The following is a 23,983-nucleotide window of genomic DNA, read 5'->3' as shown; positions in this document are numbered from 1 at the left end:
TCATTTCAAGCCTTGCTTGCCTCAGTGATGGGCCGGTTCGGCCATCTGCGCTGCGTCTGGCAGCTCGGCATGCTCTGCCCGGTCCTTGCGGGCGATGAAGGTGTAGAACATCGGCACCACGAACAGGGTGAAGATGGTTCCCACGATAACGCCCGAGAAGATCACCAGGCCCATCGAGTAGCGTGCGGCAGCACCGGCGCCCGAGGCGATGATCAGCGGCACGACGCCCAGCGCCATGGCGGCGGTGGTCATCAGGATCGGGCGCAGGCGAACCTTGGCCGATGCGATGATCGCCTCACGCCGCGACAGGCCGTGCTCCTCGCGCTGCTGGTTGGCGAACTCGACCAGCAGAATGCCGTGCTTGGTGATCAGGCCTATGAGCGTGATCAGACCGACCTGGGTGTAGATGTTGAGCGTGCCCAGTCCGAGGTTCAGCGGCACAAGCGCGCCGAAGATCGACAACGGCACCGACATCATGATGATGAGCGGGTCGCGGAAGCTTTCGAACTGTGCTGCCAGAACCAGGTAGATGACGACGATGGCAAGCGCGAAGGCGATCAGGATGGTATTGCCCTGCTCGCTTTCGAGACGCGACTGGCCGGCATAGTCGACGAAGAAGCCGGCGGGCAGAAGCGGCCCGGCAATTTCCTCGATCGCCTTGAGGCCTTCGCCGGTCGTCACGCCCGGCACCGGCAGCGCCGAGATCGTCGCCGAATTGAGCTGGTTGAACTGCTCGATAGAGGCGGGCGATGCGTTGGTGCTGATCTGCACCACGGCCGACAGCGGCACCATCTGTCCGTTGACGCTGCGGACGAAGAACTCGCCGAGCTTCTCGGGATTGTCGCGGTACTCTTCCGGCACCTGCATGATGATGTCGTAGCTGTTCGAATCGCGGTCGAATTCCGCAACCGATCCACCACCGACGAGCAGGCTCAGCGTGGTGCCGATGTCGCGGACCGACAGGTTCAAGGCCGCCGCGCGGTTACGGTCGATTGTGACCGTCACCTGCGGAGCGTCGAAGGCCAGCGAATTCTGGACCACGATGAAGCGGCCGGAAGCTTGCGCCTTTTCCTTGATCTCGTTCGCCACCTCGTAGACCTGGCTTGGATCGCCGGTCGACTGGATGACGATGGAGATCGGCAGGCCGCCGCCGGCGCCCGGCAACGAGGGCGGCGCGAAGACAAGCGCTTCGACGCCGGCAACCTTCGACAGACGGCCCTGGATGTCGGCCTGCAGTTCCTTCTGCGAGCGATCACGATCGGCCCAGTCCTTGAACGCCCAGACCGAGAAGCCCGAATTGGTCGCTCCGCCCATGCCGACGATGGAGAAGTTGGCCTTGAGCTCCGGCAGATCCTTGGTCAGGTCGCGGATCTGGTCGGTGTAGAGGCTGGTGTATTCGGTGGTGGCGTAGCGCGGGGCCGTCACCAGCGAGAACAGTGCACCGGAATCCTCTTCAGGCGCGAGCTCGGTCGACGTCTTGAAGAACATGAAGCCGGTTACCGAGACGAGCCCGATGACCACAAGCAGCGTGACCGGCCGGTAGTTGAGCGAGCCCGCCACCATCCGCTCGTAGCGGTTGGCGATGCGTTCGAAGGTGCGGTCGACCAGAGCGGCAAAGCGACTGTGGCCGCCCGACTTCAACAGGCGCGCCGACATCATTGGCGTGATCGTTACGGCGATGAAGCCGGAGATGACGACTGCGCCGGCAAGGGTGACGGCGAATTCGCGGAACAGCGAACCGGTCAGACCGCCGGTGAAGATGAGTGGCGCAAACACCGCCGCCAGCGTGATCGTCATGGCGACGACCGGGCCGAAGATCTCGCGCATGCCCTTGAACGCCGCTTGCATCGGCGTCATGCCCTCTTCGATGTGCCGGTGGATGTTTTCCACCACGACGATGGCGTCGTCGACGACCAGACCGATCGCCAGAACCATCGCCAGAAGCGACAAGAGGTTGATCGAATAGCCCATCATCAGAAGGACGAAACAGACACCGATCAGCGACAGCGGGATCGTGACGACAGGCATCAGAACCGAGCGGAACGAGCCGAGGAACAGCAGGATGACCACGACGACGATGGCAACGGCCTCGGCGATGGTCTTGAACACCTCATCGATCGACGCGCTGATGGTCTCGGTCGAATCGTAGACCATGGTGATGGTCATGCCCTCGGGCAGGCTCGCCGTGATCGCCGGCAACTCGGCGATGACTGCGCCCGCGGTGGTCAGCGGGTTAGCCGACGGCGTCGGGAAGATGCCGATGAAGGTGCCCGGCTCGCCATTGAAGTTGACGACGGTGTCGGTGCTTTCGGCAGCCAGTTCGACCTTGGCGACGTCGCCAAGACGGACGACGTTGCCGTTCTCCGACTTGAGCGGCAACTCGGCAAACGACTCAGGCGTCTGCAGCGTCGACTTCATGGTGATCGAATAGGTGACGTATTCGTTCTTGGTCTTGCCAGGCGCCGAGAGGAAGTTCGAGGCGTTGATGGCCTGCAGCACTTCGGCGGCGGTCAGGCCGCGCGCGGCGAGCTTCACCGGGTCGATCCAGACGCGCATCGAATAGTTCGCCGCGCCCAGAACCTGCACTTCGGCAACGCCCTCGATGGTCGACATGCGCGGACGAATGACGCGTTCGATGTATTCGGTCAGCTCTTCCGAACTCATGTTCGGGTTCTGCATCGCCAGGTACATGATGGCGAACTGCATGCCCGTGCCCTTGACGATCGTCGGGTCCTTGGCGTCGCTGGGCAGCTGGCCGCGCACCTGCTGAACCTTGGACATGACTTCCGTCAGCGCCGTATCGGGATCCGAGCCGAGCTCCATCTGAACAGTCACCGTGCTCATCGACGGGCTGCTCTTGGAGGTGACGTAGTCGATGTTTTCGGTCGTCGCGACAGCGGCGGCGATCGGAGCGGTGATGAAGCCCTGAATCAGGTCGGCACTGGCGCCCGGATAGACCGTGGAGATGGTGATCACCGTCTCCTCGACCTCCGGATACTGCCGGACGGACAGGTTGAAGATGCCCTGGAAACCCAGGAGCAGGATCATGAGCGCCACGACCGTCGACAGGACGGGGCGGCGGATGAAGATATCCGAGAAACTCATTTTGTCGCCGCCTTTGCGTTGGCCGAGGCCACGGGCGAAACCGTGTTGTCGATCTTGACCGAGGCGCCGTTGCTCAGCCTGTTCTGCCCGGCGACGACCAGCTTATCGCCGCTGGCGACACCTTTGGTGATCTCGACGCGGCCCTGCGAACGGCGACCAACTTCGACGAACACCTGCTTGGCGACCGTCGGCTTTTCGGCATCTGCCGCGGCTGCGGGCTGGCCTTCGGGCTGCTCGGCCGGGACGACGATGTAGACGAAATCGCCGTAAAGGCTGGTGACCAGCGCGGTCTGCGGCACGGCTACGACGCCGGTTTCCTCGGGAAGCTCGACGCGAACGCGCACGAACTGGCCAGGGCTCAGCTTGCCTTCGGGATTGGTGATCTCGGCGCGAACCGAAACGAGGCGGCTTTGCGGGTCGACCTTCGGGTCGATACCGACGATCGAGCCGCGGAAGGGCATGTCGTCTTCGGAAACGCCGAAACGCACCGGCTGGCCGCTCTTCAGCAGGTCGAGCTGCTGCTCGGGAACAGTGAAGTCGGCCCGCATCGTTTCGAGGTCCTGCAGCGTGGCCACGATGGTGCCTGGAGCCAGGTACTGGCCGACGTCGACGCGCGGAATGCCGATGGTGCCCGAGAACGGCGCCCGCAGCTGCTTCTGGTCGAGCACGGCCTGCAGCTTCTGGGCCTGCGACACCGACGTCGACGCGGCAGCGCGGGCTGCATCGAGCGTGACGTCCGAACCGACGCCGCGACGCTTCAGCTCGATCGCCCGGTCCAGCGACTGCTGGTCGAGTTCGGCCTGGGTCTTGGCTGCCGCGAGATCGGCCTGCTGGACGCTGTCGTCGAGCTGGATCAGGACATCGCCCTTGTTCACGCGCTGATTGGCGGTGAACTTGATTTCCTTGACGATGCCGGTCGTTTCGACCCCGAGATCGACGCCTTGGGATGCGCCGACCGTTCCGATCGTCTCGATACCCGGAGTCCAGGTCGAGGCCTCGACGGTGATTGCGGCGACAGCAGCTGCGGGCGCCTGCCTGTTGGCGAAGAACTGCTCGATGGCGTTGTCGCGGAAGATGTTGAACCCGACGATGCCGCCGCAGACGACGGCCAGCAGCACGAGTGCGATGATGAGACGCTTGATCAAAGGAGACCCCAATCGTTTGGAACTGCGCCCGGACGGGCCACGCGCAAATAGGGCCAGCTTCAGCAAGACCCAAATTCGAGATGCTTACTGTACCGTCTGGACGGTAATGTCAATCCACGATAAAGAGAGTGAACAAGGAGGCGTTGCCCATGTCAGGCCACAGGCCGAGTTCCCGTGAGAAGATTCTGGCTGCCGCTGCCGAACTGGCAGATGCGGTCGGCCCCGGCAATCTTTCTCTCGAAGCAGTCGCGCAGCGTGCTGGTGTGTCAAAGGGCGGTCTCCTTTACAATTTTCCGACCAAGGCCAAGCTCATGCAGGGCCTGGTCGAGGAATACCTCAAGACTTTCGAGCATGCGCTGGCCGCCAGGGCGTCAGACAATCCCGCTCGAAGCCTCGCCGCCTATATCGAGCTGTCGGCCCAGGAATGCGACCAGAAGCAACCATCTGCGGCGGGCGTATTGGCTGCACTTGCCGAAGACCCCGACTTCCTCCAGCCGGTCCGCGACTTCAAGCGCAATCTGCTCGATCAATTGAAAGCAGAAACCCCCGATATTGCCAAGCTGCTGGTGGCCTTCCTGGTTATCGAGGGCCTGCGAAGCATGAAGCTTTTCGACATGGACATACTCCATGAAGATGAACGCAACATGGCGATTTCCTATTTGCTCGCTGAGGCGAACGCGTCGTAATGTGCTGGCGGTAGCGGGCCGGGGCAGCTTTTCCTCATGGGCAATCCCCTACCATACGTTGCATAAAGTTGATGACATGCAACCAAGAACGTGCAAATAGAAATTCCGCCGCGTGGATATTTTGCCCGGTAGCTACGTTTAGATTGGCGATACTCGTATTTTAGTGAGCTTTATGCAGCACTCCAAGCCGCTCACACTTGTTGTGACCGTCGACGTCGAATCCGGGCCGCGCCGCAAGTCTGCCAACCTGCAACTCGCAGCGTTGGGCTGGCCGTTCCAGTTCGTGCAGGGCCTGACTCCGCAAAGCCCGGAGACCGTTTGCCTTTACGATCCCCAGATGAACAGGCGTCGCTGCAAGCGGCCGTTGGCGCCCGTCGAAGTCGCCGCCTATGCCAGCCATCGCAAGGCGATGCGCGAGTTCCTCGATACAGAACAGCCCCTGGCCCTGGTACTGGAGGACGACTTTCGACTGCTCGACCCGGCTGCTTTCACCGAACGGATGGAAGGGCTCCTGGCTGCGCCTGTCGAATGGGACATTCTCAAGCTTTTTGACTTTCAGCAGCGACCGGTTGTCGATGAAGTCAACGTCGGCGACGTGGCGATCGTGTCGCATGGCAGCCCGACTGCCGGCATGGTCGGCTACCTCATCACCCGGCAGGGTGCCGAGAAGATGCTGAGCCGCCCGCGCGTCTATCGTCAGATCGACGAGGACATCAAATACTTCTGGGAGCTCAAGTTGCGGGTGCTGTCTGTTCGGCCCAACCTGGTCACCGACATCAGCGAGCGTCTCGGCGGAAGCCTGCTTGAAGCTGACCGCAACCATATCAAGCAGAAGCGGCATTGGACGGTTTCGGTGAAGGCATTGGGACAGACCGCGCTGCGTCAGATCAACTACCGGCGCTATCGCAACCAGAACCGGCTGAAATTCAAATCCAACTGATCGCAGCACTCGATGGAAAGCCCGCTTCGGCTCGCAGCGGGCTTTTTCGTTGACGTGAAACCGATCCTTGAGCTCAGCTTGCTTCGCGCAGCGCCTCGGCGGCCTGCAGATCGACCGACACCAGCTGACTCACGCCCTGCTCGGCCATGGTCACTCCGAACAGGCGGTTCATCCGCGCCATGGTGATGGGATTGTGGGTGATCACGACGAAACGCGTCTCGGTCGAGGCGGCCATCTCGTCCATCAGGTTGCAGAACCGCTCGACATTGTGGTCGTCTAGCGGTGCGTCGACCTCGTCCAGCACGCAGATCGGCGCCGGATTGGTCAGGAACACCGCGAAGATCAGCGCCATCGCCGTCAGCGCCTGCTCGCCGCCCGAAAGCAGCGTCATCGTCTGCGGCTTCTTGCCGGGCGGGCGCGCCAGGATTTCCAGCCCCGCCTCTAGGGGATCCTCGGACTCGATCAGCTGAAGCTCTGCCGTGCCGCCGCCGAACAAGTGCGTGAACAGGCGCTTGAAGTGGCCATTGACCAGGTCGAATGCCGCGAGCAGGCGCTCGCGTCCCTCGCGGTTCAGGCCCTGAATGCCCTGGCGCAGCTTGCGGATCGCCTCGATGATATCCTCGCGCTCCGAGACGATCGCCTCAAGCCGATCGGAGAGTTCCTTCTGCTCTTCCTCGGCGCGAAGATTGACCGCGCCAAGCCGCTCGCGCTCGATCTTCAGGCGCTCCAGCGTGCGCTCGATCTCGGCAGGATCCGGCATCGGGCTGTCAGCTTCGAGGCCGGTGTGGCGGATGACCAGGTGCGGCGGTGTGGCAAGCACTTCCTGGATACGCGCCTCGATCTCGCGGCGGCGTTCGTCCGCGGCGGTCAGGCGCTCTTCGGCGCGGGCACGCGCCTCGCGCGCTTCGGCCAGTCCCTGGATCGCCGCCGTCGCCGCCTTGTCGAGCACCGCCTGCCTGGATTCGGCTTCTTGCAGCCTGTCTTGAACCTCCTTGCGCGCCGCCTCGGCGCGGCTCAGTTCCGACATCAAACTCCGGCGACGGGCGTCCAACTCATCCGGGGCCTCGGCAAGCGTTTCGCGTTCAGCGGCGGCTTCCTCGCGCCGCTCGGCCAGCGCCTCGATCTGTTCGGCTGCACTTTCGGCGCGCAGCACCCAGCTTTGCCGCTCCGACGCGATCGCCGTCAGACGGCGCGCCCTCGCCTCCGCTTCGCGGCTTAGACCGTCGTGCACGGCGCGGGCGTCGGCCAATGCCGAACGGTCGCGCGCGACTGCACCGGAAAGCTGTTCGAGGCGCATCTGCAGGTCGGCAAGATCGGGCGCCGAGCCCAGCATATCCTCGGCTTCGACATATGCCTCCTGGGCCTCCTCATGCGAATCGGCGACGCGAGAGCGGGCTTCTTCCAGCGCCGCGCGGCGGCTGGTCAGTTCGCCGGCGGCCTTTTCGGCCTGGGCCAGCGCATCGCGCGCGGCGCCAACCTGATGCTGCGCATCGCGCCACGCCTGTCGCGCCTGGCGCTCCGCCTCGGTCGCCTCACGGACCGCGGCCTCGGCGCGGGCAAGGGTCTCTTCGGCGGAACGGACGACAAGGGTCGCCTCGATCGCCTCGGCGTCGAGTTCGGCAAGCCGGTTCTTCTGGGCGAGGCGCTGCGCGGCGGCCGTCGGCGCGTCGGCGCTTGCCGTCAGGCCGTCCCAGCGCCAAAGACCGCCCTCGCGGCTGACAAGTCTCTGCCCGGGCGCGAGGCGCGACTGCAGCTCTCCGGCGGCGGAAGCTTCGACAACGCCGATCTGGGCCAGCCGGCGCGCCAGCTGGCGGGGGGCGCGAACGAGATCCGCCAGGCTGCGAACCCCTTCGGGCAGCCTGGGGTCTTGCGGCGATGGCTCGGCATCGCCCCAATGAACCGGCGCTGCGCGGTCGAGGGCGGCCTCGAGATCGTCGCCCAAGGCTGCGCCAAGGGCGGTTTCGTAACCGCGCTCAACGCCGATCTGCTCAAGCACTGCCGGGAAAAGGTCCCCGGAAGCGGCGTTGATGATCTTTGCGAGCGTGCGCGCCTCGGTCTCGATGCGCGCGAGCTCGGCCTTGGCCTCCTGCAACGGCGTGCGCGACGAAGCCTCGGCCTGACGCGCGTCGGCGACGGCGCGTTCGGCCTCGGTGGCGGCGAACTCCGCCTCCTCCAGCGCTTCCTGTGCAGCCTCGGCAAGCATCTGCTTTTCGGCCGGATCGGCCAGCGCGCCGATACGAGCGGCGATCTCGCCGGCCTCGCGATCGAGCTCGGAGAGCTGGCGGGCAAAGCGGTCGCGGCGCTCGGCCGCATCGCGCATGGCGCGCTCGGCCTGGGTGCGTCCGGCCGCCGCCTCGGCGCGCTCGGCCGTCACCCGGCCAAGTTCGACCTCGGTGAGAGCCAAGATTGCCTTGGCCTCCTCAAGCGCTGCCAGCGTTGCCGTCTCGCGGTCGACCGCGCCGGCGTTTTCGTCATGCAGCGCCCGTTCCTCGTTGTCGAGGCGCGAGAGGATGGCGGCATTGTCGCCGATCATGCGCTGCTCGCGCGCAATGTCGGCGTCAAGCTGCTGCAGGCGGCGATCGAGCTCGCTCTGGCGCGAATTGATGCGGCCCGCTTCTTCCTCAAGCTGCGTCCGGGCGATGGACAGCCTCTGGAAGGCCGCCGCAGCCGCTGCAGCCGCGTCGCGCATCTCAGGCAGCTTGTGCGAACCGACGGCCTGGTCCTTCGCGGCGGCCATCTGGGCTGCGGCGCGATCACCGACAAGCGCAGTGGCTGTCGCCAGCGCCGACTGCGCTTCGCCTTCCTGAACCTTGGCCAGGGTCCAGCGCAGATGCAGCAGGGTGGCTTCGGCCTTGCGGATGTCGGCAGACAGGTTCTTGAAGCGGGAGGCCTGGCGCGCCTGGCGCTTCAGGCTCTCGATCTGGCTTTCCAGTTCACCGACGACATCGTCGAGGCGCTCGAGATTTTGTTCGGCGGCGCGCAACCGCAACTCGGCTTCATGCCGGCGGGTGTGCAGACCTGAGATGCCGGCCGCCTCTTCGAGCAGCGCGCGGCGCGCCTGCGGCTTTGCCTGGATGAGCTCGCCGATGCGGCCCTGCCCCACCATCGACGGCGAACGTGCGCCGGTCGACTGGTCGGCAAACAGCAACTGCACGTCCTTGGCACGCGCTTCCTTGCCATTGATGCGATAAACGGAGCCGGCCTCGCGCTCGATGCGGCGCGACACCTGCAGTTCGTCGGCGTCGTTGAAGGAGGGCGGCGCGGTGCGGTCGGAATTGTCGAGGAAAAGCGTCACTTCCGCGGTGTTGCGCGCCGGCCTGGTGCCGGAACCCGAGAAGATGACGTCGTCCATGCCCGAGGCGCGCATGTTCTTGTATGAGCTTTCGCCCATCACCCAGCGCAGTGCTTCGACCAGATTGGACTTGCCGCAGCCATTCGGGCCGACAATGCCTGTCAGGCCACGTTCGATGACGAACTCGCCCGGTTCGACGAATGACTTGAAGCCGAGAAGGCGGAGGCGCGAGAACTTCATTCGCGCCAATCCGCACGGAAGCAGGCACCGAAGCCATCAAGCTTCGGCGCCATGAGCCTGTCAGAGCATGCCGTCGATAACCGCCGACATTTCCTCAATGGTCATTGCCCCTTTGTAGACGTTCCCGTTGATGAAGAAGGTCGGCGTCGAGTCGACCTTGAAGTCCTTCTCGCCGCGGGCGCGCACGGCTCTGATATCGTCCAGAAGCTTCTGGTCCGTCAAGCAGGCCTCGAACGACTCCTGTGTAAAGCCGGCAAGCTTGGAAATCTGCAGCAGCGCATCCTTCGGCGTCTGCGACGCCGCCCAGTTCGACTGCTGCTTGAACAGCACGTCGACCATCGGCAGGTAGTTGTCCTTGGAGCAACGCGCAAGCATGAAGCCCGCCTCGGCCAGCGGATCGAAGGGGAACTCGCGGAAGATCAACCGGACCTTGCCGGTGTCGATGTATTTGGTCTTCAGCGCCGGCAGTGTCGTTTCATGGAAATGCGCGCAGTGCGGGCAGGTCATCGACGCATATTCAACGATGGTCACCGGCGCATCGGCCTTGCCCATCACCATGTCAGGCAGGGCACCTGGTTCGAGCACCTTCGCCATGTCGACGGTGCCCTGCGCATCAGGCGCCTTTACCGCCGCAGCGGCCGGCGTCGCCGGAGCCGCAGGCGCTGCCGGCTCTGCTGGCTTGGGCGCTGCCGCGTTGGCCTGTTCGCCAGAGTCGCTGCAGGCGGAAAGCAGTGCGGCGGCCGAAACGGCGGCCAACCCGGTAAGTGCGGTCCTGCGGGAAATGGAACGGAGCATACGAATCACCTGACGATGGTTGAATTTTGCAATGACGAGTTACGTGAAAGCGAGAGTTGGCGCGAATTAAGGCATGCCTGTCCCCAAACCAATTGCGATTTGACGCGCTATCGATCACGAATGCGCGAGAAAGACCTCAGTATCTACTTTCGGCTGCCGAGAATGCTGGCGCCGAGTTTTTCCAGCGACGCCTTGAGGCCCTCGTCCTCGATGAAGCGGACCGTTCCCGCGAGCTTGCCCTGTTCGGCGTCGGTCAGCTTGCGCAGACGCGGTCGCGGCTTGGCGGCATTGCCGGAGACCGGCTTCTGGACGATGCGAATGCGGCCGATGGCGTTGAAGCCGAGATAGGAATTGACCCGGCCGATGATCTCGCCGGTCTCGTGCTGCAGATGCAGTGCGGCCGGACCCGAGCAGGCGACGATCAGGACCGCCGGCTCGAACGGATCGTCCTCATGCAGCCGGCGCGGCCACTGGATCTTCTCCGGCCGCGAATTGAGCGCAAGGCGCGGACCGACGATCTCCTCCCACGACTGCACCAGCCCGACGGAGATGCCGGTACGCTTGCGCAGAACGGGATCGAGGATGGCACTTGCCAGATCGCTCACCGGAACGGGATTGCCCGTCCACCTTTTCCCTGCCATGTCGTTCTCCAGGTAACCTTGTCGACATGTAAAGCCGAAGGCAGTTCCGACCACCAATGGCATCCCCAGCACAGACCCGCAAGCATGCCGATGACGCTGACAACAGGATCGCCGCCGGGCTGCTGGCCTGGTACGACGCCAATCACCGCGAGTTGCCATGGCGCATGCCGCCGCGCGAGTTGGCCAGCGGGGCGCGACCCGATCCCTACCGCGTCTGGCTTTCCGAAATCATGCTGCAACAGACGACAGTCGAGGCGGTAAAGCCCTATTTCCGCGCCTTCGTGGAAAAATGGCCGGACGTCGCCGCCCTGGCTGCGGCAGAGACAGAAGACGTCATGAAGGCATGGGCCGGGCTCGGCTACTATTCTCGCGCCCGCAATCTCAAGGCCTGCGCCGAGATGGTCGCCGCCTTGCCCGGCAGCCGCTTTCCCGAGAGCGAAAAAGGCCTGCGCGACCTCCCCGGCATCGGCCCCTACACGGCGGCGGCCATCGCCTCGATCGCCTTCAACCTGCCGGCGGCGGTGGTCGATGGCAATGTCGAGCGTGTCGTCACGCGGCTGTTTTCAATTGCAACGCCCCTGCCCGAGGCGAAGCCCGAAATCCGCACCCATGTCGAGCGCATGCTCGTAGCATCACGGCCGGGCGACTTCGCCCAAGCGATGATGGACCTCGGTGCCACCATCTGCACGCCGCGCCGGCCGCGCTGCATGCTGTGTCCGCTGCGCGAGGACTGCAGCGCGATCGCCAATGGCGATCCCGAATTCTATCCGGTCAAGCCGCCCAAGGCTGAAAAGCCGATGCGGCGGGGTGCGGCCTTCGTCGCGGTTGCGCCCGATGGCTCGGTGCTGCTGCGCAAGCGTCCCGGCAAGGGCCTGCTGGGTGGCATGACGGAGGTGCCGACGACCGGCTGGACCGCGCGGACCGACGGCGCAACGGGCGAAGGCAGCGCGCCCTTCCCCGCCGCATGGCAGCGCAAGGGTACAATCACGCATGTTTTCACCCATTTTTCACTGGAACTCGACGTGTTTCGGGCCGAAATCGACCGAAACGTGGCAACTGACGGCCAGTTCTGGTCCGCTCCGGACGAGCTTAACGGCGAAGCCTTGCCAACCGTCATGAAAAAGGTCATCGAAGCTGCCATACCGGGCGCAACGAAGCGAGGACGCTAGGCAAGCCATGAGTGAAATCCGCCACATCGTCTATGACATCGGCAAGGTGCTGATCCACTACGACCCCGATCTGCCCTTCAGCCGCATCATCCCGGACCCGGTCGAGCGGCGCTGGTTCTTCGACAATGTCTGCACCAGCGACTGGAACATCGAACAGGATCGCGGCCGCACCTGGGAAGAGGCCGAAGCGCTGCTTATCGCCCAGTTTCCCGAGCACGAAAACAGCATTCGCGCCTTCCGCCAGCACTGGCACGAGATGGTGCCGCATCACTACGAAGACAGTGTCGCGCTGATGGAAAGCCTGGTCGCCGCCGGCCACGACGTCACCATGCTGACCAACTGGGCCTCAGACACCTTTCGCGAGGCGCGCGGCCGCTTCCCGTTTCTCGAAAAGCCGCGTGGCGTCACCGTTTCGGGCGATGTCGGCCTGATCAAGCCCGACCGCCGCATCTACGACCTGCATGTCGAGACTTTCGGCCTCGACCCGAAAGCCTCGCTGTTCATCGACGACAGCCAGAAGAACGTGAACGCCGCCATCGACGCCGGCTGGCAGGCGGTGCTGTTCACAAACGCGAAAACGCTCGAGGCGGACCTCGAGCGTCTCGGGATCGGACGGTGACTGGAAACCGGCCGATCGGCGAAATCCGAAACCCGTAGGCCCGGAATTTCGATCTGTTTGGCAGAACTGCCTGCGTTCCTGAAGGGCCAGACGGCACAAGCCATGGAACCTGAAAAGTCGCGCCGAACCATGCGGCGCGACTAAGGCGGGATCGCCAGTTGTCAGGCGCCTGCCTTTTCCATGCCGACGCGGACGATTCGGCGCAGTTCGTCGATCTGGGTCAGGCCACCAGCCCGCTCATAGTGCCAGAAGGTCCAGCCATTGCAGGCGTCGAAGCCCTGCACTGCCGCACCGACGCGGTGGATCGACCCGGCCGTATCGTCGGAGGCAATGGTGCCGTCGGCGCGAACCGTTGCCGACCAGCGCTTCTTGGCATCGTAAAGCTTCGTGCCCGGGGCCAGCAGGCCCATGTCGAGCAGGCTGACGAAGGCAACGCGCGGCTCGGCGCGCTTGCCGGTGAGAACCGTCAGTTCCGGACCGTCGAGCGTGCGCACCGAAGCGATGCGCTCCTGAGCTGCGTCGATATAGGCCTGCTCGCGCTCGATGCCGACGAAATGACGGCCGAGACGCTTGGCGACCGCACCGGTCGTGCCGGAGCCGAAGAACGGGTCGAGCACCACGTCGCCCGGTTGGGTCGAAGCCATCATGACGCGAGCGAGCAGCGCTTCCGGCTTCTGCGTCGGATGCAGCTTGTTGCCGTCGTCGTCCTTCAGGCGCTCGCCGCCGGTGCAGATCGGGAACAGCCAGTCCGAGCGCATCTGGACGTCGTCGTTGGAGGCCTTCAGCGCATCGTAATTGAAGGTGTAATTCTTGCCCTTCTGGTCGCGTGAGGCCCAGATCATCGTCTCATGCGCATTCTGGAAGCGGCGGCCGCGGAAATTGGGCATCGGGTTGGTCTTGCGCCAGACGATGTCGTTGAGCATCCAGAAGCCGAGGTCCTGCATGATCGCGCCGACGCGGAAGATGTTGTGGTACGAACCGATGACCCAGATGGTGCCGTTCGGCTTGAGCACGCGACGCGCCGCCAGCAGCCAGGCGCGGGTGAAGGCGTCATAGGCTGCGAAGCTCTCGAACTGGTCCCAATGATCGTCGACTGCGTCGACCTTGGACTGGTCGGGGCGATGCAGGTCGCCATCGAGCTGAAGATTGTAGGGCGGGTCGGCGAAGATGACGTCGACGGATGCCGTGGGGAGCTTGTCGAGCGCTGCAACGCAATCGCCCTTGATGATCGTATCGAGCCACTCGGAGCGCTGCGGCGTGCGGGAAAGTTGGCTTAGGGGACGCACTGCTGACATTCTGACACCCGGCTTACGCGTTACTGTTTACTCGCCGTTATGGTTACTGATCAGCGTAAATATTTGGTGAAGCCGCCCCGGAATTTGCTGTTCGCGCGGGAATGGTGTAATCGCGGCGCCTTGGACTCTTCGGCCCGCGCGAACGCGCCGGCCCCATTCCCCGGACCACCATGACCCAGCCAGATCTAGTCATTTTCGATTGCGACGGCGTGCTCGTCGATTCAGAAATCATCGCCGCCCGGATCGAGGCGGAGCTCTTGACCTCGGCAGGTTTCGAGATCAGCGCCGAAGAGATCGCCGAGACCTATGCCGGCCTCACCTTCAAGGACATCATGCTGAAGATCGAGGAGAAGGCTGCGATCCCCTTCCAGGCCTCGCTCATCACCCAGGCCGAAGAGCTTGTCGACCGTCGCCTCAAGAACGACGTGCGAGCCATCGAGGGCGTCCACGAGGCGGTGGCAGCAGTCGCAGCGCCGCGCTGCATCTGCTCCAATTCGACAACCGAACGCATCGAGATGATGCTCGAGCGCACGCGCATCCTGCCGTTGTTCAAGGGCCGCATCTTCTCGGCTTTGGAAACGCCGAGCAAGAAGCCGAAGCCCGCGCCCGACGTGTTCCTGCATGCGGCAAAGACCCTCGGCGCCAATCCGGCCAATACCTTCGTCATCGAGGATTCGGTGCACGGCATCGCCGGCGCGGTTTCGGCAGGCATGCGCGTCATCGGCTTCACTGGCGGTGCGCACAGCTATCCAGGCCATGCCGACATGCTGACCGAGGCAGGCGCGGAAACGGTGATCCGGCGCTGGGCCGACCTGGGCAGCGTGCTGCAGGCGCTCAGCATGTGGTCTGAGCACGCCTGACCGATCGCGTCGAACAGGACTCAAATGCAAAAAGCGCCGGCCACTGGCCGGCGCTTTGTTGTCTCGCTTCAACGAAGCTTTACTGCGCCTTCTTCTTGGCGGGGCCTTCGTCGAAACCGGCGAATATCTGGATGTCGCGCGCGGTGGGAATGGGGATCACGACGTTCTGGTCGGTGAACACGAACTGGGTTGCGGTCGACGGGTCGGTTACCTGCACCGAGTTCTTGTGAAGTTGCGAATAAAGCACTTCGCCATTCCGCACGACCGCGATGCGGATCGGCATGTTGACGGTGCCGGCGCCGCCCGCGGGCCCGACCACCACCTTGCCGGCGACGCCGACCTTGATGGTCATGGTGCCATCGGCGCGGGTGCAACTGCGCGTCGTGTCGGTAATAGCCGACTGATGGGTCAGCTTGGCCGGATCGTCCTGGCCGCCCTTGGCATAGCTGTTGAAGAAGGCCGTGCCGTCGCGCAGCGTGACATTCGGACAGTAGGCAAGCAGCTCGCTGGCCAAGATCTTGCCCTCTTCGGCCGCTATCTGTTTGGGATCTTTCGGGGCCGCGGGGCCAAAAAGCCCACCCGCGCCGCCTGATTGGCAACCGGTGACGGCAAGCATAAAGCAGGAGGTCGCCAAAGCCGCCACAAAGCGACCGTCGATCTTACGAAACAACATGAACTGCACTTCCCTCTCGCAAAGCAGTCGTTCTATATCAACCGCGCGGCAAAAATGCGACTGATGGAGCGCAGTTTTCCCCGCCCCGCCGTTCAACGGCAGGTCGTTGCGCCTTGGAACGGATAGATATGCACTATGTAAGTACTCGTGGGGAAGCGCCCACGCTTGGATTTTCCGACGCCGTACTGGCCGGCCTCGCACGCGACGGAGGATTGTATCTCCCGGCGCAGTGGCCGACCTTCAGCTCCGCCGAAATCCGCAGCATGCGCGGTCTCGGCTACGCCGAGCTGGCGATCAGGCTCCTCACGCCCTTCCTCGGCGGTGAAATCAAGCAGGAAGTGTTCGAGCGCCTGGTGCGCGAGGCCTACGGCACGTTCCGCCATGACGCCGTCTGCCCGTTGATCCAGACTGGCGCAAACAGCTTCGTGCTCGAACTATTCCACGGCCCGACGCTCGCCTTCAAGGACGTCGCCATGCAGTTGCTGGCGCGGCTGATGGACCATGTGCTCGCCGAACGCGGCCAGCACGCCACCATCGTCGGCGCGACATCGGGTGACACTGGTGGCGCGGCGATCGAAGCCTTTGCCGGGCGCGAGCGCACCGATATCTTCATCCTGTTCCCGCACGGCCGCGTGTCGCCGGTGCAGCAGCGCCAGATGACCACGTCCGACGCCGCCAACGTGCACGCGCTGTCGATCGAAGGAAACTTCGACGACTGCCAGGGCCTGATCAAGGACATGTTCAACGACCATGGCTTCCGCGACCGCGTGCAGTTGTCGGGCGTCAACTCGATCAACTGGGCCCGCATCATGGCCCAGATCGTCTATTACTTCTCCTCGGCGATCTCGCTCGGCGCCCCCGACCGGCCGGTGTCGTTCACCGTGCCGACAGGCAATTTCGGCGACATCTTCGCCGGCTATGCCGCCAAGCGCATGGGCCTGCCGATCGACCAGCTGGTCATCGCCACCAACGACAACGACATCCTGGCCCGCACGCTGAAGAGCGGCGAATACCGCCAGACCGGCGTGGTCGCCACCACGTCGCCATCGATGGACATCCAGGTTTCATCGAATTTCGAGCGCCTGCTGTTCGAAGCCTCGGACCGCGACGCGGCCGTGGTGCGGCGCTACATGGCCGGGCTCAAGCAGTCGGGCGCGTTCACCATCGAGGACAAGGCGCTTGCCGCCATCCGCTCGGAATTCGGTGCCGGCCGCGCCGACATGACCGAGACGGCGGCAACCATCAGATCGACGCTGGAACGCGACGGCTACCTGCTCGACCCGCACACGGCGACTGCCGTGCACGTGGCGGGAGCCCTGCCCGCAAGCGCCACTCCAATGGTGATCCTGGGCACTGCCCACCCGGCCAAATTCCCCGCAGCGGTGAAGGCTGCCTGCGGCATCGAACCAAACTTGCCGAATTGGCTCTCCGGGCTGATGGAACGTAAGGAAAAGTTCACGGTACTTCCATCAGAGATAAAAATGGTGGAAGATTACATTAGCCGCCGCACACGAGCGGCACGCTAGGGAGTACGCGTAATATGAGTGTTGAGGTAAGCCGTCTGTCGAACGGCCTGACAGTGGCCACCGAAACACTTCCGAGCGTAGAGACCGTAGCTCTGGGGACCTGGGTCAAGTCGGGCGCGCGCAACGAGCGCGACGACGAGCATGGCATGGCCCACCTGCTTGAGCACATGGCCTTCAAGGGCACCAAGAGCCGCACCGCCTTCCAGATCGCATCCCAGATCGAAAATGTCGGCGGCGAGATCAACGCCGCGACCTCGGTCGAGACGACATCGTTTTATGCCCGCGTGCTGTCCGACGACATTCCGCTGGCCGTCGACATCTTGTCGGACATTCTCCAGGATTCCGAATTCGACCCGAATGAGCTCGAGCGCGAGCAGCACGTCATCCTGCAGGAAATCGGCGCCGCGCACGACACGCCCGACGACATCGTCTTCGACCGTTTCACCGAAACGGCTTTCCGCCACCAGACCATCGGCCGTTCGATCCTCGGCACACCCGAGACGGTGCAGTCCTTCACCTCGGCCCAACTGCACGACTTCATGACCCGCCAGTATGGCGCCGAGCGCATGGTGGTGGTTGCCGCCGGCGACGTAAAGCACGACGAATTCGTGCGCCAGGTCGAGAAGCGCCTCGGCAATTTCCGGCCCAAGGCCGAGAGCGCCATTCCGCAATATGCGCAATATGTCGGCGGTGACTTCCGCGAAGACCGCGACCTGATGGACGCGCAGATCGTGCTTGGATTCGAAGGCCGCGCCTACCACGTGCGCGACTTCTACGCCTCGCAGGTCCTGTCGATGATTCTCGGCGGCGGCATGTCCTCCCGCCTGTTCCAGGAAGTGCGCGAGAAGCGCGGCCTGTGCTACTCGGTCTATGCCTTCCACTGGGGCTTCTCCGATACCGGCATCTTCGGCATCCACGCGGCTACCGGCCAGAGCGACATCGCCGAGCTTCTGCCTGTCATCATCGGCGAACTCCAGAAAGCCGGCGAAAACATCCTCCAGGAAGAGCTCGACAGGGCGCGCGCGCAGTATCGCGCCGGCCTGATCATGTCGGCCGAAAGCTGCTCCAGCCGCGCCTCGCAGATCGCACGCCAGCTGCTGTTGTTCGGACGGCCGATCGCCAAGGAAGAGCTGATGGAGCGGCTGTCGGCGCTCAACACCGAACGCCTGACCGACCTGTCGTCGCGGTTGTTCTCGACGCGGCCAACCATCACCGCCGTCGGGCCGGTGGGCACCCTGGCGCCCTACGAGGCGATCCTGGACTCGCTGCCGGGCACGCCGGCTGCCGCCCGCAAGCTCGCCGTCTGACCCGCTTCCGCACGCATGTTCCCGTTCTCGCTCTTTCGCCGCGACACACCGGCGCTGAAGGGCGAGCGCGTAAGCCTGCGCCTGCCCAACTGGCGCGACTATCACGAGTGGGTCGTACTGCGCGGCGAAAGCCGGTCGTTCCTGGAACCCTGGGAACCGCGCTGGGCACCTGACGAACTCGAACGCTCGGCATGGCGCATACGCCTGGCGCGCTACCAGGATGAATTCATCCAGGGGTCGGCGCTCGCCTTCTTCATCTACGAAAATGCCGGCGGCAAGCTCGTCGGCGGTATTACGCTGGGCAACATCCGCTACGGCGTCGCCCAGACCGGCCACATCGGCTACTGGATCGGCGAGCGTTACGCCGGCCAAGGCTTCATGGTCGATGCCCTGCGGCTTGTGGTCAGGCACGCCTTCGATACGCTTCGGTTGCACCGGATCGAAGCTGCCTGTATCCCCGACAATGCGCGTTCCGTACGTGTGCTTGAAAAAGCCGGATTCCGGCGCGAAGGACTTTTGCGATCCTACCTCAGGATCAACGGCGAATGGCACGACCACTATCTCTACGCACTGATCGCGGACGACCCCAACGCCGTCATCATGAAGGGCTGAACTTGTCGAAGCATTTCCTGCTGGCGCCCCTGTTTGCGCTTGTCGTTTCCGTGATCGCCAGCCTGTGCGCGATATCGCCGGCGCTCGCAGTCGAGCCGATCAAGATTTCGCGCGACGACGTTGCCCTCAACCTTTCCGGCGCGGTCGAAATCTACCGGAACCAGGGTGAGAATTTCCAGGTTTCGACGGCGCCCGGCCTCGATGGCATCGTCCGCCGCATCGAGGTGGAGGCGAACGACAAGCGCTCCAGCGGCGACTGGGCGGTGTTCGCGCTCGCCAATACCACCGACCAGCAGATCGATCGCCTGATCGTCGCCCCGCATTTCCGTCTCGTCGGCTCCGGCCTGTTCTGGCCCGACCTCGGGTCGAGCCGAATCGCCGCCATCACGCCCAGCGAAGGCTTCGCGCTCGACCGCCAGGCAAGCCCCGACGCCGACGTCTTCCTGGTGACGCTCAACCCGGGCACCGTGGTGACGTTCATCGCGGAACTGGCCTCACCGCGACTGCCGCAGGTCTATCTGTGGGAGCCTGAATCCTACAAGGACACGGTCAACTCCTACACGCTGTTTCGCGGCATCGTGATCGGCATTGCCGGCCTGCTCGCCCTGTTCCTGACCATCCTGTTCGTGGTCAAGGGCACCTCGATGTTCCCGGCGACCGCAGCACTGGCATGGGCGGTTCTGGCCTATATCTGCGTCGACTTCGGCTTCCTCAACAAGGTCATCGAGGTCTCGCCCGGCAACGAACAGATATGGCGAGCGGGCACGGAGGTGGCGCTTGCGGCAACCTTCGTCGTCTTCCTGTTTGCCTATCTCAACCTCAACCGATGGCATGGCCACTTCAGCTACGGCGCGGTGGTCTGGATCTTCGGCCTGCTGCTGATCGCCGGCGTCGCCATCATCGATCCGGCGGTCGCCGCCGGCATCGCCCGCATCTCGTTCGCCGCCACCGCCATCACCGGCCTGGGCCTGATCGTCTATCTCAGCATCCGCGGCTATGACCGCGCCATCATGCTGGTGCCCAGTTGGGCGATGGTGCTGATATGGCTGACCGGCTCGTGGATGGCGATAACCGGCGTGCTCGACAACGACATCGTCCAGCCAGCCCTCGGTGGCGGCCTGATCCTGATCATCCTGCTCATCGGCTTCACGGTGATGCAGCACGCCTTTGCCGGCGGCGGCGCCCACCAGGGCCTGTTCAGCGACATGGAACGCCAGGCGCTGGCGATCTCGGGTTCGGGCGACATCGTCTGGGACTGGGACGTGCTGCGCGACCGCGTCGTCACCCGCCCCGATGTTTCGATCCAGCTCGGCCTCGCGCCCAACAGCCTCGGCGGCGCGGCGCGCAACTGGCTGCCGGTGCTGCATGCCGACGACCGCGACACGTTCCGCACCACGCTCGACGTCGTGCTCGAGCATCGCCGCGGCCGCGTCGCGCAAAGCTTCCGCCTGCGCGGCGCCGACGGCCACTATCACTGGTTCTCGCTCAAGGCGCGCCCGGTCATCGGCTCCGACGGCGAAGTCATCCGCTGCGTCGGCACGATGGTCGACGTGACCGAGCAGAAGAAATCGGAAGAGCGGCTGCTGCACGACGCCGTGCACGACAACCTGACCGGCCTGCCCAATCGCGAACTGTTCATGAACCGGCTGGAGGCGATCATCTCGATCGCCCGCACCGAAGAGAAGGTGCGCCCGTCGGTGTTCGTCATCGACATCGACCGCTTCAAGCTGGTCAATGACGGCCTTGGCATTTCGGCCGGCGACACCATCCTTCTGACCATCGCGCGGCGCCTGCACCGGCTGCTCAAGCCCAAGGACTCGCTGTCGCGGTTCGCCGGCGACCAGTTCGCCCTGATGTTGCTGTCCGAGCAGGACCCCTCGCGCATCGCCGCCGTCGCCGACGCCATCAAGCAGGCGATCAAGGCGCCGATAACCTTCGCCAAGCGCGAGATCGTGCTGACGGCTTCCGTGGGCCTGATTACCTGGACTACGGCGCAGGCCTCGGCCGAAGACATGGTCAAGGACGCGGAACTTGCCATGCACCAGGCAAAGCGCTTCGGCGGCGACCGCATCGAGCCGTTCCGCCCGGCTTTCCGCACCGTCGGCACCGACCGTCTGCAGCTCGAATCGGATCTGCGCCGCGCCATCGAGCGCAAGGAATTCACTCTCGCCTACCAGCCGATCGTGCGGCTGGAGGACGGCTCCGTCGCCGGCTTCGAGGCGCTGCTGCGCTGGGACCATCCGCGTCGCGGCATGATCCCGCCGGGCGATTTCATTCCGGTCGCGGAGAGCTGCGGACTGATCGTCCAGCTTGGCCTGTTTGCGATGCAGCGCGCCGCCGAGGACCTGGCCGACTGGCAAAAGCAGATCGGCGAGGCGCCGCTCTCGGTGTCGGTCAACCTGTCGAGTCGCCAGCTCATTCGCCGCGACCTGGTCAGCGATGTTCGTTCGGTCATCGCGCGCGCCAATCTCAAGCCACGCTGCTTCCGTCTCGAACTCACCGAATCGCTGGTCATGGACAATCCCGAGCAGACCAACCACGTGCTGACCAAGCTCAAGCAACTCGGCATCGGCCTGTCGCTCGACGATTTCGGCACCGGCTACTCGTCGCTCGCCTACCTGACGCGCTTTCCGTTCGACACGATCAAGATCGACAAGAGCTTCGTCGACGACACCTCGCCCAAGCGCGCCGTGCTGCTCAAGTCGATGGTCAACATGGCGCACGAGCTCGGTCTATCGGTCGTGGCAGAAGGCATCTCCGACGAGAGCGACGCACTCGAATTGCGGCAGATGGGCTGCGAATACGTGCAGAGCTTCATGTTCGGGGCGCCGATCCCCGGCGATCAGGCCCTGAAGATGCTGAAAGAGCAGTACCCGCTTGCTCAGGCGTGACCGGCAGCATTGCTGAGCCGCGCAAGGTCGATGCCGAGCGTGGCCAGGATGCGGTCGTACTTGCGGTCGATGTCGGTGTCGAACAACAGCTCCGACGTAGCGGGACATGTCAGCCAGCCATTTTCGGCAATCTCGCTTTCGAGCTGGCCAGCACCCCAGCCGGAATAGCCGAGCGCCATCAGGGCATGGCGAGGACCGCGCCCTGCCGAAATCGCCCGGAGAATATCGACGGTGGCAGTCAGGCAGATCTCTTCCGAGACCGGCAGCGAAGATTCCACCTTGTAGTCGTCGCTGTGCAGCACGAAGCCACGGCTGCGATCGACGGGGCCACCGTTGCGGACGATGAAGTCCTTGGCCTTGATCGGCAGGCGGATCGCCTCCTGCTCGTCGAGGATGCCGAGCTGGACCAGCAGATCGGGAAACAGCAGCGGCTGAACCTGGTTGATGATCAGCCCCATCGCGCCTTCGTCGCTGTGGGCGCAGATGTAGATCACCGCACGCGAGAACCTGTCGTCCTTCATCCCCGGCATGGCGATGAGGAACTGATCGTCGAGAAAACCGCGCTGCGAGGCGCCCTTTTTCTGTCGCAAGAGGTCCATGGAAAGAACGTAACGCGTTTCCCCGCGTCTTGAAAGATGCAGTCGAGGTCGGCACGTTCATCTTTGAGCAAGGCCGTCACGCAAAAATGATGGCGAATGCAGCCGATGCAGGTTGCGATGGCGGCGGGAGACTATCAAATCAGGCCCATGAAAAATGCGATCGTTCTCGCGGCTGGTTTGTCTGCGTCGCTGCTTGCCGCAGCGTCGGCCCATGCGTCGTCGTCGGAGTGGCATCAAGCCGAGGGAGGTCGCTTCCGGCTCGTGACCTCCGGCAAGCCCGACGCCGACGGAAAGCTCAGGGGCGTGCTCGACATCGAGCTAAAGCCGGGCTGGAAGACATACTGGCGCGACCCCGGCGACGCAGGCGTGCCGCCGCAGGTCGATATCTCCGCCAGCCAGAACGTCAGCACGGCCGATGTCGGCTTTCCTGCCCCAGAGCGTCATGACGACGGTTATTCCAAATGGGCCGGCTACGATTATTCGCTCGGATTGCCCATAACTCTCACGCTCGCGTCCTCCGATACCCCGACCAAAATCGTCGCCGACGTATTCCTGGGTGTGTGCGAAACCATTTGCGTTCCGGTCCAGGCGCGGATTGAGCTCGACCCCAACATCGATCCGGGTAATCCCGGCGATGCAAATCTCGTGCAGGCGGCTTTTGCTGCCCTGCCCAGGCCGGCCAGCCCGGACTTCGGCGTTGCGGCAAACGCCAGCGATGGCCAGATGCTGTCGCTAACGGCAAATCTGCCCGCCGGTACCCGAGACGCCGATCTGTACGTCGCCGGTGTGGATGGCTACATGTTCGGCACGCCCGAGCGTCACGAAGCGGACGGCAAGGTGACCTTCTCGATGAAGGTTCTTGAACGCCCGAAGTCACCTCCCGGCGGCAAGGGCATCCCGTATACGCTGACGAGTCCGGCCGGCGCCGTCGAAGGCTTTGTGCCCTACCCCTGATTCTGCTGACGCAATCAATCTCCTGCCGTGACCATTGGACAAGCGCTGCCACTGCGGTAGGAAACACCGGCTTTTCAATCAACGGATGCGAGCGACACTGATGACCATTTCGATCGGCGACAAGCTACCTGAAACCACCTTCAAGACGATGACCGCCGAGGGCGCCAAGAACCTGACCACCGACGACGTGTTCGCCGGCAAGAAGGTGGTGCTGTTTGCGGTTCCGGGCGCATTCACGCCGACCTGCAGCAACAATCATCTGCCAGGCTATATCGAAAACCACGATGCCATCCTCGCGCGTGGGGTTGACACCATCGCCGTCGTTTCCGTCAACGACGTCCACGTCATGGGCGCCTGGGCGCGCTTCAGCGGCGGTGAAGGCAAGGTGCAGTTCCTCGCCGACGGCAGCGGCGATTTCGCCCGCGCGGCTGGCCTCGATCTTGACCTTTCGGCGGCCGGCATGGGCCTGCGCTCGAAGCGCTTTTCGATGATCGTCGACGACGGCAAGGTGACCCAGCTCAACATCGAGGGCACGCCGGGCCAGGCCATCGATTCGGGCGCCGCACGGATCCTCGAACAGCTCTGAAAAAGACAATGGCGCGCGGCCTTTCGGCGGCGCGCCTATACCAAGCAT

19 protein-coding genes are annotated in these 23,983 nt (G+C 63.9%); 11 read left to right on the top strand and 8 right to left on the bottom strand.

Annotated features, from left to right (window positions below; all coding sequences use genetic code 11):
- Window positions 1-21 precede the first annotated feature (21 nt).
- Together PCJ21_RS14675 and PCJ21_RS14670 are read right to left on the bottom strand one after the other, a co-directional pair.
- Window positions 22-3,105 (bottom strand): efflux RND transporter permease subunit, encoded by a 3,084-nt coding sequence (locus PCJ21_RS14675; protein ID WP_269932160.1) that lies wholly within the window; start codon window positions 3,103-3,105, stop codon window positions 22-24.
- Window positions 3,102-4,250: an efflux RND transporter periplasmic adaptor subunit gene (locus tag PCJ21_RS14670; RefSeq protein ID WP_269932159.1), complete on the bottom strand. Its 1,149-nt coding sequence runs from the start codon at window positions 4,248-4,250 to the stop codon at window positions 3,102-3,104. The genes PCJ21_RS14675 and PCJ21_RS14670 overlap by 4 nt, the downstream gene beginning before the upstream one ends.
- A gap of 149 nt (window positions 4,251-4,399) precedes the next feature.
- Between PCJ21_RS14670 and PCJ21_RS14665 the strand changes: the two genes are divergently transcribed.
- Window positions 4,400-4,936 carry a TetR/AcrR family transcriptional regulator gene (locus PCJ21_RS14665; RefSeq protein WP_269932302.1) on the top strand — a complete coding sequence of 179 codons (537 nt, stop codon included), beginning with the start codon at window positions 4,400-4,402 and terminating at the stop codon, window positions 4,934-4,936.
- 172 nt (window positions 4,937-5,108) lie between these two features.
- Window positions 5,109-5,876, top strand: coding sequence for a glycosyltransferase family 25 protein (locus PCJ21_RS14660; RefSeq protein ID WP_269932158.1), 768 nt, complete (start codon window positions 5,109-5,111; stop codon window positions 5,874-5,876).
- A gap of 73 nt (window positions 5,877-5,949) precedes the next feature.
- Here the strand turns inward: PCJ21_RS14660 and smc are convergent, their stop codons facing one another.
- The 3 genes from smc to PCJ21_RS14645 form a co-directional block, all read right to left on the bottom strand.
- Entirely contained in the window at window positions 5,950-9,408 is a 3,459-nt protein-coding gene (gene smc / locus PCJ21_RS14655) for a chromosome segregation protein SMC (RefSeq protein WP_269932157.1), read from the bottom strand.
- 60 nt (window positions 9,409-9,468) lie between these two features.
- A complete protein-coding gene (locus PCJ21_RS14650; protein WP_269932156.1) occupies window positions 9,469-10,203 on the bottom strand; it encodes a DsbA family protein in 735 nt (244 codons plus the stop codon).
- A 143-nt stretch (window positions 10,204-10,346) separates the two neighbouring features.
- Window positions 10,347-10,844, bottom strand: coding sequence for a DUF721 domain-containing protein (locus PCJ21_RS14645; protein ID WP_269932155.1), 498 nt, complete (start codon window positions 10,842-10,844; stop codon window positions 10,347-10,349).
- Window positions 10,845-10,900: 56 nt separating this feature from the next.
- Here PCJ21_RS14645 and mutY point away from each other — a divergent pair, with 56 nt between their 5' ends.
- Together mutY and PCJ21_RS14635 are read left to right on the top strand one after the other, a co-directional pair.
- Complete coding sequence (mutY, locus tag PCJ21_RS14640) at window positions 10,901-12,013, top strand: A/G-specific adenine glycosylase (protein ID WP_269932154.1); 1,113 nt, start codon at window positions 10,901-10,903, stop codon at window positions 12,011-12,013.
- A 7-nt stretch (window positions 12,014-12,020) separates the two neighbouring features.
- Window positions 12,021-12,632, top strand: coding sequence for an HAD family hydrolase (locus PCJ21_RS14635; RefSeq protein ID WP_269932153.1), 612 nt, complete (start codon window positions 12,021-12,023; stop codon window positions 12,630-12,632).
- Window positions 12,633-12,793: 161 nt separating this feature from the next.
- Here the strand turns inward: PCJ21_RS14635 and PCJ21_RS14630 are convergent, their stop codons facing one another.
- Complete coding sequence (locus tag PCJ21_RS14630; protein WP_269932152.1) at window positions 12,794-13,927, bottom strand: site-specific DNA-methyltransferase; 1,134 nt, start codon at window positions 13,925-13,927, stop codon at window positions 12,794-12,796.
- A 170-nt stretch (window positions 13,928-14,097) separates the two neighbouring features.
- Here PCJ21_RS14630 and PCJ21_RS14625 point away from each other — a divergent pair, with 170 nt between their 5' ends.
- Window positions 14,098-14,787 (top strand): HAD family hydrolase, encoded by a 690-nt coding sequence (locus tag PCJ21_RS14625; protein WP_269932151.1) that lies wholly within the window; start codon window positions 14,098-14,100, stop codon window positions 14,785-14,787.
- 79 nt (window positions 14,788-14,866) lie between these two features.
- Here PCJ21_RS14625 and PCJ21_RS14620 read toward each other — a convergent pair whose 3' ends face one another.
- Window positions 14,867-15,556 carry a hypothetical protein gene (locus PCJ21_RS14620; protein WP_333474399.1) on the bottom strand — a complete coding sequence of 230 codons (690 nt, stop codon included), beginning with the start codon at window positions 15,554-15,556 and terminating at the stop codon, window positions 14,867-14,869.
- A gap of 32 nt (window positions 15,557-15,588) precedes the next feature.
- Between PCJ21_RS14620 and thrC the strand changes: the two genes are divergently transcribed.
- Genes thrC through PCJ21_RS14600 form a run of 4 tightly spaced genes read left to right on the top strand, consistent with a single transcriptional unit; the run spans window position 15,589 to window position 21,796 of the window.
- Window positions 15,589-16,986: a threonine synthase gene (thrC, locus tag PCJ21_RS14615; protein ID WP_269932150.1), complete on the top strand. Its 1,398-nt coding sequence runs from the start codon at window positions 15,589-15,591 to the stop codon at window positions 16,984-16,986.
- A gap of 14 nt (window positions 16,987-17,000) precedes the next feature.
- A complete protein-coding gene (locus tag PCJ21_RS14610) occupies window positions 17,001-18,293 on the top strand; it encodes a M16 family metallopeptidase (RefSeq protein ID WP_269932149.1) in 1,293 nt (430 codons plus the stop codon).
- 15 nt (window positions 18,294-18,308) lie between these two features.
- Window positions 18,309-18,905, top strand: a complete 597-nt coding sequence (locus PCJ21_RS14605; RefSeq protein WP_269932148.1) for a GNAT family N-acetyltransferase — start codon at window positions 18,309-18,311, stop codon at window positions 18,903-18,905.
- Between the two features lie 2 nt (window positions 18,906-18,907).
- On the top strand, window positions 18,908-21,796 hold the full coding sequence (locus PCJ21_RS14600; RefSeq protein WP_269932147.1) for an EAL domain-containing protein: 2,889 nt from the start codon (window positions 18,908-18,910) through the stop codon (window positions 21,794-21,796).
- Here PCJ21_RS14600 and PCJ21_RS14595 read toward each other — a convergent pair.
- On the bottom strand, window positions 21,787-22,395 hold the full coding sequence (locus tag PCJ21_RS14595; RefSeq protein WP_269932146.1) for a YqgE/AlgH family protein: 609 nt from the start codon (window positions 22,393-22,395) through the stop codon (window positions 21,787-21,789). The genes PCJ21_RS14600 and PCJ21_RS14595 overlap by 10 nt on opposite strands.
- A gap of 96 nt (window positions 22,396-22,491) precedes the next feature.
- On the opposite strand from PCJ21_RS14595, the gene PCJ21_RS14590 reads away from it, so the two are divergent.
- Window positions 22,492-23,349, top strand: a complete 858-nt coding sequence (locus tag PCJ21_RS14590) for a protein-disulfide reductase DsbD domain-containing protein (RefSeq protein WP_269932145.1) — start codon at window positions 22,492-22,494, stop codon at window positions 23,347-23,349.
- Between the two features lie 100 nt (window positions 23,350-23,449).
- The gene (locus PCJ21_RS14585; RefSeq protein ID WP_269932144.1) at window positions 23,450-23,935 is read left to right on the top strand and encodes a peroxiredoxin; all 486 of its coding nucleotides are present in this window, start codon (window positions 23,450-23,452) and stop codon (window positions 23,933-23,935) included.
- Window positions 23,936-23,983: the final 48 nt, after the last annotated feature.

Origin of the sequence: Aminobacter sp. HY435 (assembly GCF_027568395.1) — a bacterium.
Lineage (GTDB): Bacteria > Pseudomonadota > Alphaproteobacteria > Rhizobiales > Rhizobiaceae > Aminobacter.
Note: the sequence above shows the minus strand (reverse complement) of the source record. Positions and strands in the feature narration are given on the sequence as shown.